This window comes from Cellulophaga lytica DSM 7489, assembly GCF_000190595.1.
Classification (GTDB): Bacteria; Bacteroidota; Bacteroidia; order Flavobacteriales; family Flavobacteriaceae; genus Cellulophaga; species Cellulophaga lytica.
Genome location: NC_015167.1, coordinates 1,712,727 through 1,726,347 on the forward strand (window position 1 = coordinate 1,712,727; position 13,621 = coordinate 1,726,347).

Here is a 13,621-nt window from a genome sequence, read left to right on the forward strand (position 1 = left end):
TATGTCGTCGTCTCTGCGAGGTACGAGCAGATATGCGATCATACTTATTGTTAGGTGTCGTATTCTTTTTTATTAAAATGTTTTTTCTATGATTTTTAATTCTCTTTTTCCCGATTCTTTCAGATACAACGCTTTTGATAAAAGTCCCTGAATTTCTGGATTGTCAAAATACCCTTTTGTGATTTCTCTCAATTTTTGAATTGCTTCTTGATTTCCCTCTCTACAAATAAAAAGCAAGTCTCTTGCAGGGATAGATATTATAGCATTCCCATTAATTAGTTGGTGAATTTGTTGCCAGAAATTATCTAAAAGGATTATTGCGGCTTCAAAATTTCCACCAGCAGTTACCATAATTATATGTTCAGGATCACCATTCATTTTTATTTGTTCACCTATTTCTTCAATTAAGGCATTCACACTTATTTGTTGAAGCAAATCTTCATTAAGATTCGGATTCTTTTTAAAGACTTCGTTTTGAAGGATTTTGTAGCTGTTCCCTTGGTCAACGGCAAAACAAAGAATCAAATCTTCATACAAGGATTTTACAATTGGTTTTTGGTCTTCAGGTATTTCCATTTCATTTGGCATAGGATTTCCTGTAAATGGTTTTGATTTATCGTCATTATAAATTTCGTGTGAATAATCCACTTTGATTCTTGGGAGTATTCTAACCGATTCGCCCTTGGTTTCTTTTTTTCGATTAACCACCTGTTCCTCCTCTGTGGGGTTATGAACTGTCGGTTCTTCTCTTTCGATTTCTTTTGATTTTCCAAATAATTTTTTGAATAAGCTCATATTTTTATTTTTTCGCAATGACACCTAACGGTCTCGTATAACCGGCAGTTACGGGTTAATATGCGTTAATTTTCGGTTTGTCACAGACGTTAGCAATTCCGAGTGGATTCGGACGTAGTCGAATCCGCCGTAATTGCGGTTATACATTGTTGTACACCGTTTTTTATAGTTTTTCCATTTCTTCAAATCCATAAGTTCGGTCAGATAAATTTGAAAAATAGACATAATTTCCATTTTCAAGAACGTCAATAATTTTGACATCTATTTTTTGTCCAATTAAATATTCGTATTTAGGTTTTGAAACTTTTAAATAGGTCAAAACATAATTACAAGGTGAAATCCATTCGATTTTATAAACGGATTTTGAATCTTTTGTTTTCTCAATCTGTTTTCTTTTCCGTCTTTTTATTTTGACGTCTCTATATTCAGGGTTTATATATCTATATTTTCCTTTTCCAAAATCCACAACACAATTTGAGTCCAGTTCTTTTATCGATTCATATTTGGAATTCACAATAGTAAATGGATAGTCGAAACACTGATTACTAAATTTACTTCCTGGTAAAAAATCAATTTCTTTCCGATATTCTATAATCTGTTGAATGATATCTTTGTTTTTGTAAGTAGTTCTTTCCGGAATTTCAGTCACAGAAATAGTTTCTCCATTTTCTCCAATGCAAATTTTCACATAGAGATATTCAACAACTTCCACGTCATCTACAAAAAAGTATTGCTGAATTTGTGCAGAAGTTAGTGAAGATTGTAAAATTAAAATCAGGAATATAATTTTTCGCATAGGTTTTGTCAAATGGTGTACAACGGTCTAGTATAAGAAAAGTAGGGCAGTTGTATACATTACTTTTCTGATTGAGCTAAAGCCGAATTTTTAAATTTTGTTATTTATCTTTTCTCGTTTTAAATATACCAAATTTAAAAATTTGGCAACTTGGCAAATACACACAGACCTTTCGATTAAGCATTTTTTGCCCTATTTTTTTTATACATTGTTGTGCCCAGTTATATTTTTGCTTTCGGAACAGCACAAACACTTTCCGTTATCAAGCTAACAATTTTGTAAAGAAACTGTCTCGGACAAGTGTCTATTATTTCTGTAATTAATGGATACATTTCTCCACTTAAAATTTCTTGGGTTTTTGTCGGTCGATACCTTGCTAAACTTCCCATATAAAACGTCATCATTAATAAATTCGCAAGTTGATGATATGCATTTGGTTTTAAATTCACATAGTATTTATAACCGTCTCTTGTAAGTAGTATTGATATGTCAAGTTCTTTGTATTCTTTACAGATGTTTTTGTAAATACGAGGAAAATTCGCGTGAGTATAATTCTTTCTTTTAGTACTTCTGTAAATGGAATCTCCGTTGTCTTCTGTCTCTCTTAGCTTGAAGTACTTTTTTCTATTGTTTTTGTAAAACTTATCAATTTGTAATCTTGCATCATTTTCTTTTCTAAAGCTCAATTCCGTAAACAATTTTGTTTTGTCTTCATTGGTCAAAAAGTCAATGGTTACCGGCAGATATTTTCTTTGTGAAATTTTCCCTAAAGTAAAACCTAGTTCGTGAATTTCTGGAATGTCACAAATAATGTCTTTTATATTCACCTTATGCTTTCCAGTAATAGGTTTTCCTAAATGCTTAGAAAATTCGAGAAATATATTAGTGCAATTTTGAAGAGGACCAAAAACAGTTAATTCGTCAGGATTATGACCTAAAGATATTCCGTGACTTTCTTCTTTCTTTTCTAATTCAAGACCCTTTACAGATAGAAAAGCTTTAGTCAGATTCAGCAAGGAATAATAACAAAGAGTCGCCTTAGTTGGTAATCTTGTCTTTTCCGCAGCAATTTGAAAACTTTCGGCTTGTTCTGAAAAGTATTTTGCCTTAATTAATCTCTTCTTTTTGTCTCCTTGTGTACTATTTATTTGTTGGTCAATCCAAGCTCTTAAATATGCCCAAGGGTCAGAAGTTAAAACATAAGAAGTTCCAGGCTCAGAGTTAAATGGAAAATATTTAACTCCTTGATGTTTGTAGGTAGCTTTTATTCCATTTTCAAATTGTCTTGGCATAGTTTGGTTTTAATTGGGCACAACTAGTTAATAAACGCAATTTATTGCGTTTATTTCGCCAATAGGGTTATGTAAACGCACATATGGCAGTATGTTTTAGTTATTTTTCTTACAATATAGTAATTATTTTTGTGGTACAAACCAAGTGATATATAGTTGTATTACTAAACTTATATTTTGGTGCTAGTGTAATAAAAAAGCCTCTAAAAAGAGGCTTGTATAAATTGTAATTTAGTTTTCTATTCTCCAAGGTGGGTTTAGTCTGTTTTCACCAGCATAAAATAATATCAGTTGGTTTCCATCTACATCTTTTAGCCTGGCTTCTCTCCACATCCAACTTTGGTCTGTTGGTAGTAGGTCAAAATTAATTCCGTTTTGTTGTATAGCATTCACTTGCTCGTCAAGGTTTTTGCACTCAAAATAAACATAAATACCTTCTCCTTTTGGCAATTCTTTTGTCTGGTGAACAGAAAAAGTTGAGTTGCCATCTGGACACACAAACCTTGCGTAATGCGGTAATGCTTTTACAATTAGTTTTAGCCCTAATTTTTCATAAAACGGTATAGACTTTGTTAAATCTAAAGAGGGTACAGTTACCTGGTTTAGGTTCATTGTTTTTTGGTTTAAATAAGGCTTGTTTTTAAATAAGGTTTAACACGTAAAAATACTATTCTTGCTCAAACCTTTTTGTAGTTTTAGAATACTTTAGTTTGTGTATGTCCCATTTGCTATGTCCTGCATTACGCTCTAGTTTTTGGGCAATTATCATACGCTCACCATCTGTTCTAAGGTTAATCATTCCGTATTTGGTTAAAAACGAGTTTATTTCTTTATTAATTTTTTTTATACTTTTTAAAAACTTCTTTTTTTGCGCTTCTTCGGTTTCTTCTTTATAGTTCTTTTTTATGATTTTTAAGTCTTCAAACATTTTAGAAATACCTTGTAGTTTAATATACGTTATTTCTTTTGTAGACCTAGCCAATTCGGTAGAGAAAATAAGTGGTTTTTCTCCATAACCACATTTGCCTAACGCACCAATAGTATCTGGCCTTGGATGAGCATAACTTTCATCATCACCAGAAGATATTACTGTGGCACTAGAATTTATTGCTTGTATAAAGCCATAATGAAAATGATTGCTGCCATGGTGGCAAGCCTTGGCTACATCTACTTGTAATTCATGTAACTGAGCATTATTTTTGTAATAATCTTGTAGTATTTGGCCAAACTCTGTGTTAACATCTCCTCCTAAAAGAATTTTAGACTTACCAAACTCGTACTTTAAAATAACAGAGTGTCCGTTTTTATCTTTTCCTAAATTGTTAATACTTTTTAGTGCATCTTTACCCTCAATTTTTTTAGTAATTGGCCCTAATATTTTTATTGAGTTTTTAGTATTATTTACAGTGCTTTCTTTACTATAATTGGGCAAATAATTAGCGCTAATGTCTAACGCTTTAAAACTAACATTAGGGTTATGTTTTAATACTTTGTACAGTGTTTTACAATAGGTAGAACCTGCACCTTTTCTGTTTTTAGCGTCTGTAATTAAGTGCAGCATTTGCGCTGTAGTTGTTATTACATTTGTATAATATCCATCTTTTTTAGTGCCTAATCTGTTAGCACCAGGGCGTTCTACTAAACCATTATGGTAAATAGTGTCTATTTTTATTTTATCATTGTCAAAAACATACCCAAAACCTTGGTAGTGGTCAGCATCAGAATGACTAATAATTGTTGTGAACGGAAAAGATAAGGGAGATTTACGGTCATACAAATTAAAACGCCATGATAAATACCGGTTCATATTATCCGTTTTTCCGGCATCTATAAGTATGTGTTTATCATTTGGAGTAACAATATGGCAACCGTCTCCTTGGCCAATATCTACAAAGTTAACCTCTAATAACCTTTCTTTTCTAAGTTCATCTACTTTTACCCAACCATTGGTATTTCTGCTTCTGGCAAATACTCTATTATTTACAATTTTGGTATCTAAAATTTTTATATAATCACCAAATAAAAGATGATTGCCCCAAGACCTACCATCAGAAGATTTGTAAATTTTTACAGAAGGGTATTCTGCAAACGCATATTTTCTTTTATAGGATCCTATGTTGTACGCGTCTTCTGATAGATGTGTCATTAGAACATTATTTAGGGTTACATATGCCTACTCTTCAACAAATAAATAATTTAACTTTAGGTTGTTAAAGGCAGTATTAAAAGCGGTTATTTCATCATCTAACACCTTATTAAAAGCAGTTAGTTGTGTGTTAATTTTTGCTGTTAGTTCATTTTTAACGGCAATATCTTGGTCTGTTGGCGGAAAATCATCCAAACCAATTAAACTGTTTATATGCGCTAATTTGTTGGTTAATTTTATAGGAAAGTTAAGCGGATCTTGATTACTTCTGTTTTTAGTTTGATACAGCTCTTTTTCTATATTCTCTAGCTTTTCTCGCATTGTTTTGGCTTTTTCTACCAGTTCTTTTGTTGCTTCAGTATCTTTATATTGTTTTTCAAAAGCAGAAAGTTGTGCTGTAATTTTTCGCATTTTTTTAATAGAAGTATGTGCTTTGTTTACCGTTTCATTTACCTCTGTTATAAAATTGTACTGCTTTTGCATATCTGCAATGCTAGCTTCTGCTCTTGGGTCTGGCACAATGGTAAAGTCTTTACTTTGTGTAGCGCCATTAACCACCAATTGTACGTTGTAATCTCCAGGTACTGCTTTTGGTCCGTTAAAACTAGCCCACCAAAAAATCATACCTTTAAGTTTCTCGGCTCCCTTTCCGCGCGTGTCCCACACAAAGGTGTTGCCTCCTTTTTTAACTTTTAATTTCTTGTTTTTTTCTTTGGCCTTATTGCTAAACGTAGCTAAAGTATCTCCTTTTTTATTAAAATAGATTAGTTTAACGTTATCGTTTTCTTCTAGTTTGTTAATATAAAAATGCGTAATTACACCGTTTGGGTGGTTGCTTCCGGCTAATTTAGATGGTCTGCTACTGCTACCGCCTTTTGTTCTATAAGTATCTTTTGGTTTGTATAATATTGATGTTGCATTTTTTGTATTTTCATCTAATTGATGCAATACAGACAAATCATCTAAAATCCATAAACTTCTACCTTGTGTAGCAACAATTAAATTGTTGTTTTTAATTGTTAAATCTGTTATTGGTACAATTGGTAGGTTTAACTGAAAAGGTTTCCAGCTAGCACCATCGTTAAAAGAAATATACATTCCTGTTTCCGTACCAGCGTATAACAATCCTTTTTGTTTAGGATCCTCGCGCACTACACGTGTAAAGTGCTCATTGTTTATACCGTTTGTTATTTTTGTCCAGGTTTGTCCGTAATCTGTAGTCTTGTATAAGTAAGGTGCAAAGTCGCCCAACTTGTATTTTGTAGCAGCTACATAGCACGTACCTTCATTAAAAGCAGAAGGTTCTATGCTATTTACCATAGACCATTGGGGCATATTTTTAGGTGTAACATTCTCCCAAGTTTCGCCACCGTTTTTAGATACGTGCACCAAGCCATCATCACTACCAACCCAAAGTAAACCTTCTTTAAGCGGACTCTCATTAGCTGCAAAAATGGTGCAATAGTACTCTACACTTGTATTGTCTTGTGTAATTGGTCCGCCACTAGAAACTAGTTTGCTAGGGTCATTACGAGTTAAATCATCACTTAATAATTTCCAAGACTGACCTTCATTTTCTGTAACATGTACGTGGTTAGAGAAGGTGTATAGTTTTTTAGGGTTGTGTTTGCTAAATAGTATAGGAAAGTTCCATTGAAAACGGTATTTCATCCCATCTGCACCATATCCCATAGGATTGTCTGGCCATACGTTTATAGCTCTTGTTGTACCTGTTTTATGGTTTTTTCTAGTTAAAAATCCGCCATAACTACCACCGTATACAATGTCATTATTTGTTGGGTCTACAGCAATATGTGCCGACTCGCCACCTGCGGTTTCCTCCCAGTCATTATCACTAATAGAACGCCCATCACTTCTGTGGTTTATACGTATGGTAGAATTGTCTTGCTGTGCAGCATAAATTCTGTACGGAAATGCATTGTCTGTAGTTACTCTGTAAAATTGTGCTGTAGGTTGGTTGTTGTAAGTGCTCCAAGTATCGCCACCATCATAGGTAATTTGCGCGCCACCATCATCACCAATAATCATTCTCTTTGGATTTTCTGGAGCTATCCATAAATCATGATGGTCTCCGTGTGGTGCATTAAATGTGCTAAACGTTTTACCGCCATCTGTAGATTTGTGGTATTGCACGTTAAGTACGTATACAGTATTAACATCTTCTGTGTCTGCATACAAACGTGTATAGTACCAAGCACGTTGACGTAATTTACGTTCTTGGTTTACTTGCGTCCATTTTTTACCGCCATCATCACTACGGTATAGGCCGCCTTTTTCTTTGTTTTCTACAATTGCCCATACACGTTCTGAGTTTTTAGGCGAAACAGTAACGCCAATAATCCCCAATGTATCTTTAGGAAAACCTTCGTTTTTAGAGATTTCTGTCCAAGTTTCTCCACTATCTGTACTTTTCCATAAAGCAGAACCGTCTCCGCCACTGCTTAAACTATAAGGTGTTCTTTTTGCGCGCCACGTAGATGCATATAAAACACGAGGATTGTTTGGGTCTAACGTTAAATCTACAGCGCCTGCACTGCTATTAACAAATAGTGTTTTACGCCACGTTTTACCGCCATCTGTACTTTTATAAACACCACGTTCTTCTGTAGGCTTGTATATGTTACCCAAAACTGCAGCGTAAATAATGTTAGGGTTTTTAGGGTGAATTTTTATACGTGGTATGTGTCTGCTTTTACTTAAGCCAGCAGAGGTCCAAGTTTTACCACCATCTTCAGTTTTCCATATTCCATAACCAGATGAAACATTACCACGTAGTGTTTTTTCTCCACCACCAACATAAATAATATTAGGATCGCTTTGTGCAACTTCTATAGCGCCAATACTACCGCCAAAAAAGCCATCAGAAATATTACCCCAGCTTCTTCCGCCATCTTCGGTTTTCCAAACGCCACCACCAGTAGCTCCAAAGTAAAATAAGTTAGGTTTGTTGGGTACGCCAGTTACTGCCGCAGATCTGCCACCTCTAAAGGGTCCAATTAAGCGGTATTGCATACTGCTATATAAAGCTTCTGGGTATTGGTCTGTTGTAGATTTTTGTTTTCTTTTTTGAGCAAAAGAAATTTGAGAAATGCATAAAAGCAGCAACAAAAACGTGCTGTTTTTTAGGTGATTGAGTTTCATAATGTTCTTGGTTGTAATTAGTCTCTCTAAAAATAGCGAAAAAAACTAATAACCAAAGAAATTAATGCACTAGTGGTTTGTGTTGGTAGTACAATTTATGCATTAGGATTTTTACTTCTAATGCGCTTGTATAATTTAATACCTAGCATTAAAAGTAGTGCCAAAGTAAAAATGCCAAGTACACCGTAAACCCAGTTAATAGCATTTCTTACAATAACTAAAAACACCACAGAAAAAAGAATAAGCGTAGAAGCTTCATTCCAAATACGCATAAATTTAGAGCTGTACTTTATTTGGTTTTTTTGTAATTGGTTAACTATTTGATGATTTTTTAAATGATATAAAATAAGTAAAAAAACAAACCCAAGTTTTACGTGCATCCAAGGCAGTTGTAAAAATGATGGGTTAATTATAAGTAGCAATAGGGCAAATAACACAGCCAAAATTGCAGATGGCCAAGTAATAATGTACCACAAACGCTTGGTCATTAATTTAAACTGTGTTGTTAATATTTCTTTTTCTGGTGAAGGTTTAAAACTGGCTTCAATATGGTAAATAAATAACCTTGGTATATAAAATAAACCAGCAAACCACGTAATTACAAAAATTAAGTGAAGCGATTTTATATACAGGTAATATTCTTCCATTAGTGCACTAGTTTATTTAGCTTGGTAAGCTACCATCTTTTTCCCAGTTATTTACCCAGTCTGCCATTACAGCAACCCAGTTTTCATCTGTGTTTAAACAAGGTATATGTTTGTACTCTACACCGCCAGCTTCTGTAAATTGCTCTTTACCTTCCATAGCAATTTCTTCTAAAGTCTCTAAACAGTCTGCAACAAATGCTGGTGTAATTACAGCTAAATTCTTTTTACCTTCTTTAGGAAAACGTTCAAACTCAAAATCTGTATACGGTTTTAACCAAGGGTCGTTTGGTAAACGAGATTGAAATGATACACTTATTTTATCTTCTGGTATGCCTAAAAGAGCTGTAACTCTTTTTGTAGTTTCATAACATTGGTGACGGTAACATGTATTGTGAGCTACAGAGTTGGTAGCGCAGCAAGAACCATCTATTTTACAATGAAACTTAGTTGGATCTGATTTTTTTATGTGACGTTCTGGAATACCGTGGTAAGAGAACAATATATGATCATAATTAAAACCTTCTAAGCTCTTTGCTATACTGTTAGATAGTACTTTTAAATAATCTTCATTCTTATAAAAAGCTTGTAGCGTAGTTATTTTCATTTCAGGAAAATGCTGCTCTTTTTCTTCCATTGTTTTAACCACAACGGTTTCAAAAGAAGACATTGCGTACTGCGGATATAGAGGAACTAATAAAACTTCATCTACGCCCTTATCTTTAAGCTCTTGCAATCCGTTTTTAATAGTCATACTACCGTAACGCATACCCAAAGCAACAGGCATTTTGGTGTGTTCTTTTACCTTGTCTGTAAAACGTTCTGAAATTACAACAAGTGGCGAACCTTCTTCCCACCATATTTTTTTATATGCTTCAGCAGATTTTTTAGGTCTGGTACGTAAAATAATACCACGTACAATAATATTACGTAACCAATTAGGTACATCTATAACCCTTTCATCCATTAAAAACTCATCTAAATATGGCTTAACATCTTTAGGTGTTGGACTATCTGGTGATCCTAAATTTACTAATAAAACTCCTTTCACAACTGTATCTTTTTAGAAATGCAAAAATAAGGCTTGTTGCTCAACTTTAACACTTTTGGTTATAATTTATACTTATTCTTTAATAGTTATAATCATTTTTAAAAGTTTACTATCTTCATAATGTAACGTTAATTAGTGTGTATTTTTTTTGCGATAATTATATTTAATGCAACTTACAACTAAATTATACGTTGTTATTTTATAAAAATACTATTTATGCGCTTTCTTATTTGTTCTGTTTTACTGTTATTTCTTTGTTTTGGTAATGCACAAGAAAAAAACAGTTTGCTTTGGGAGATTTCTGGTAACGGATTAAAACAAACTTCTTATTTGTACGGAACAATGCATGTAAGTAAAAAAGTGGCGTTTAGGTTAGATGATGTTTTTTACGAATCGTTATTAAAAAGTGATGTAGTTGCATTAGAGTCGGACCCAGCTACGTGGTTAGAAGAAGATATTTCTCAAAATGCCATACGTTACAATTACGTTCCTAAGGGATTTTACGCAAGTTCATTTATGATGATGAATCCTGAAGTAGAGCAGGTGGGATCTTACCTTGCTTTTGAAGATCGTATTTTAAATGGATTGTTGTACAGAACCAGCTCTTTTGCTCAAGATTTTGAGGAGGAAACATATTTAGATATGTTTATATACCAAGCAGGACAAAAGTTTAACAAAAAAATAGTTGCATTAGAAGATTTAAATGAATCTACAATTTTAGTGGGTAGGGCAAATTTAAATGCAATGAAAGACAAACCAGACGATTGGCTGCTAAAAAAAATGCAGCAAAAAGGAATGGATTTTTTATTGCAAGATGCTTACAGAGAGCGTAATATAAATTTAATAGACTCCTTAGACTCTGGTATGTATACCAATCATTATTTAAAAAATATGCTGTATATACGCAACCAGAATATGGTTAATAAGTTAGATACATTATTAAAAACTAATAAGGTTTTTACTGGTATTGGTGCGGCTCATTTACCTGGAGATAATGGTGTAATTTCTTTGTTGCGTAGCAAAGGATATACCGTAAAGCCGTTAACCTCTAAGTCTGGATTTAAAGGCAGACAATTAAAAGAAAAAATAGTTAAAACTTTTAGGCAAAATAATTATAAGGAGCAAACGCCAGATGATGAGGCTTTTTCTTTAATGTTGCCTAATAAAATGTATGCTGTTACAGATAGTAATGTAACCAGTTATATAGTGCCAGACCTTGCTAACGGTAGTTATGTAATGATAACTCGTATACCTACTTTCTCGTATTTAAAAGACGATAGAACTTTTGATTTTAAAAAAATTGACGAGTTGCTTTTTGAGAATATTCCGGGTAAAATTTTAGAGAAAAATATGCTAGAAAAAGACGGTGTTCCGTTTTTTGAAATTAAAAACTTACTTAAAAATGGTGATCACCAACGCTACCAAATTTACATTACACCTTTAGAAATTATCATTTTTAAAATGGGTGGTGAAGGTACTTATGTGCAACAATACTCAGATACTATTTTTAATACCATTAAGTTAAAAAAAGATGTTTTAAAAAAGGCAAAAGTTACATCCGGATTTAAAGATTTTTCTGTGGAAATGCCATCTAATTACATTTTTCCTAATAAATATAGGTTGGGAAGTCGTTTGGTGCAAGGTGTAGATGAGGCTACAGACGATTACTTTTTTCTTAAAAGAGTAGTACAAAACGATCTACGTTTTATTGAAGAAGATACGTTTGAGCTTAAGCAAATTCAAAAACGATTTTACCAGCAACTAAAAATTAAACCTAAGTATAAAGACACTAAAAATAAATCACTTGTTTCTAGCGCAGTTTTAGATTCTGTTTCTGGTAAAAAATTATTTTTAAAATCTGTTGTAAACGGCATAAACTATTATTTGCTAGGCACGGTTAGCACAGATTCTACCGTAGCAAACACCTATTTTAATTCTTTAGAGTTAAAGAGTCCAACTTATAAAAAGGAGTTTACTTTTGTAAAGGATACTGCGTTGTACTTTACCACAAAATCTACGGTTAAGCCACCTAATTTTTCGGTAAATAACTACAGTTTTAATAATGGTAGAAAAAAGCCCAAAGAATACAACCCGTATACCAAAACCAATATCTACCAAAATAATAACGGAGAAATGGTTAGTGTTTCTGTAAACAAGGCACATGATTTTTTAATGTTACCAAGTGTAGACTCTCTTTGGACATTGCGTAAAAAAATATACAAGAAAAAGAGCTTTTTAATTCATAAAGAACAACAATCTACAACCCCAGAGGGCTATGAGCAGTTAAATTTAATTTTAACAGATACCGCAAGTACAAGAGGTATTTTTGTTAGAAACATATCTAAAGATGGTTTGTTGTATGAGATTAAGGCAGTTGTAGACACCACTCAAAAATCTAGCAAATATGTGACAACATTTATTAATAATTTTACCCCTGTAGATACTGTTATTGGTAAATCGTTTTTAGAAGATAAAACACCTTTGTTTTTTAAAGCTCTGCGTGAAAATGATAGTATTGCTCTTAATGGATATCGTTTTATAAATTTTGAACCTAAACACTTAGATTCTTTAGTACATTATGTAACTAAGTTTGATTTTAATGACAGTCAAAAGAAAATACAATCTCATTTAATACAGCAAATGGGCAAACTAAAAAGTAACAGGGTTGTGCCGTTTTTTACTACTTTTTACGAAGACTCTTATAACAACTCTAGCGCCCAAACTAAAATATTACAAGCAGTAGCGGCTAAAGCCAATGAGGCATCTGTAAAAACATTGTTAGACCTAATGTCTAAAGATTTGCCTTTGGTGGGTAATAGTTATGAAATTAACACCATATTTAAACCGTATTTAGATAGTTTGCCTTTAGCAAAACAACTGTTTCCTAAAATTTTAGAGTATAGTGCAATAGAAGAATACAAGGCGCCTATATTTTCAATTTTAGCACGTTTGCAATTGCATTCTCACATAAAAGTTGGCGCCTATAAAAAATATAAAAAGCAAATTTTAAATGATGCTAAAATTCAGCTTAAAAGACATTTAGGCAAGGACAAGGTAAATGGTATTAGTGGTGTATTTGGCTCAAGAAATTTTACTTATAACACGTTAGAAGATTATACAATACTACTTTTTCCTTTTCGTAAAGAAAAAGAAGTGCAATGGTTTTATACAAAACTATTGTTAAGTAATGACGCTGCCGTTAAAACAACCTATGTAGCTTTGTTAGCTAGGTCTAATTCATCTATACCAAATGGTATTTTAGATTCTTTAGCAGCCAAACCTGCAAGCAGAAAATTACTTTTTGATAAGCTTAAAGTTGCTAAAAAATTACAAGTATTTCCTAAAGATTATTACACACAAGAAAGCTTGGGAGAGAGTTTAATTTACCTACGTAACAAGTACAATAGAAATAAGTATACGGTAGATTTTATTAATCAGAAAGATTTGATGTACAAGGGCACTAATTATGTTGGGTATTATTACAAGTTTACACAAAAAACTAGTTATGATGAAACTGAAAAAATATACCTTATAGTTTATCCAAAAAGCAATGAAATTGGTGTACAACCTTTTTATCAAAATAAAGGAAGAAATTTTGAAGATGTTTATAGTCAGGATGAGGTTATAGATATGGTTACAGAAGAGTTTATTTTAAAGGATAGAAAACGTGCAGCAGTATACAGGCCTAATGCATACAATACGCAATTTGGGTATTACAATTACTAAACTTTAGTT

Annotated in this window: 9 protein-coding genes; 1 reads left to right on the plus strand and 8 read right to left on the minus strand. The window is 32.9% G+C overall.

Annotation, left to right across the window (positions count from 1 at the left end; genetic code table 11):
• Window positions 1–72: 72 nt before the first annotated feature.
• The 8 genes from CELLY_RS07715 to hemH form a co-directional block, all read right to left on the minus strand.
• Window positions 73–795 (minus strand): DUF1444 family protein, encoded by a 723-nt coding sequence (locus CELLY_RS07715; protein ID WP_013621105.1) that lies wholly within the window; start codon window positions 793–795, stop codon window positions 73–75.
• A gap of 163 nt (window positions 796–958) precedes the next feature.
• Window positions 959–1,591, minus strand: a complete 633-nt coding sequence (locus tag CELLY_RS07720) for a hypothetical protein (protein WP_013621106.1) — start codon at window positions 1,589–1,591, stop codon at window positions 959–961.
• 221 nt (window positions 1,592–1,812) lie between these two features.
• A complete protein-coding gene (locus CELLY_RS16680) occupies window positions 1,813–2,883 on the minus strand; it encodes a YaaC family protein (RefSeq protein ID WP_013621107.1) in 1,071 nt (356 codons plus the stop codon).
• Window positions 2,884–3,114: 231 nt separating this feature from the next.
• A complete protein-coding gene (locus CELLY_RS07730) occupies window positions 3,115–3,495 on the minus strand; it encodes a VOC family protein (protein WP_013621108.1) in 381 nt (126 codons plus the stop codon).
• 55 nt (window positions 3,496–3,550) lie between these two features.
• Window positions 3,551–5,029, minus strand: coding sequence for a ComEC/Rec2 family competence protein (locus tag CELLY_RS07735; protein WP_013621109.1), 1,479 nt, complete (start codon window positions 5,027–5,029; stop codon window positions 3,551–3,553).
• A gap of 27 nt (window positions 5,030–5,056) precedes the next feature.
• The gene (locus CELLY_RS07740; RefSeq protein ID WP_042256804.1) at window positions 5,057–8,191 is read right to left on the minus strand and encodes a VPS10 domain-containing protein; all 3,135 of its coding nucleotides are present in this window, start codon (window positions 8,189–8,191) and stop codon (window positions 5,057–5,059) included.
• Window positions 8,192–8,286: 95 nt separating this feature from the next.
• A complete protein-coding gene (locus tag CELLY_RS07745; protein ID WP_013621111.1) occupies window positions 8,287–8,838 on the minus strand; it encodes a CopD family protein in 552 nt (183 codons plus the stop codon).
• 16 nt (window positions 8,839–8,854) lie between these two features.
• On the minus strand, window positions 8,855–9,886 hold the full coding sequence (hemH, locus tag CELLY_RS07750) for a ferrochelatase (RefSeq protein ID WP_013621112.1): 1,032 nt from the start codon (window positions 9,884–9,886) through the stop codon (window positions 8,855–8,857).
• A gap of 216 nt (window positions 9,887–10,102) precedes the next feature.
• Here hemH and CELLY_RS07755 point away from each other — a divergent pair, with 216 nt between their 5' ends.
• Window positions 10,103–13,612, plus strand: coding sequence for a TraB/GumN family protein (locus CELLY_RS07755; protein WP_013621113.1), 3,510 nt, complete (start codon window positions 10,103–10,105; stop codon window positions 13,610–13,612).
• Window positions 13,613–13,621 lie beyond the last annotated feature (9 nt).

Bases quoted from the DNA above. Each gene is read 5' to 3' on its own strand.
- CELLY_RS07720 (WP_013621106.1), bottom strand. From the start codon at position 1,591: ATGCGAAAAATTATATTCCTGATTTTAATTTTACAATCTTCACTAACT.
- CELLY_RS07740 (WP_042256804.1), bottom strand. From the start codon at position 8,191: ATGAAACTCAATCACCTAAAAAACAGCACGTTTTTGTTGCTGCTTTTA.
- CELLY_RS07715 (WP_013621105.1), bottom strand. From the start codon at position 795: ATGAGCTTATTCAAAAAATTATTTGGAAAATCAAAAGAAATCGAAAGA.
- CELLY_RS07755 (WP_013621113.1), top strand. From the start codon at position 10,103: ATGCGCTTTCTTATTTGTTCTGTTTTACTGTTATTTCTTTGTTTTGGT.
- CELLY_RS07735 (WP_013621109.1), bottom strand. From the start codon at position 5,029: ATGACACATCTATCAGAAGACGCGTACAACATAGGATCCTATAAAAGA.
- CELLY_RS07745 (WP_013621111.1), bottom strand. From the start codon at position 8,838: ATGGAAGAATATTACCTGTATATAAAATCGCTTCACTTAATTTTTGTA.
- CELLY_RS07730 (WP_013621108.1), bottom strand. From the start codon at position 3,495: ATGAACCTAAACCAGGTAACTGTACCCTCTTTAGATTTAACAAAGTCT.
- CELLY_RS16680 (WP_013621107.1), bottom strand. From the start codon at position 2,883: ATGCCAAGACAATTTGAAAATGGAATAAAAGCTACCTACAAACATCAA.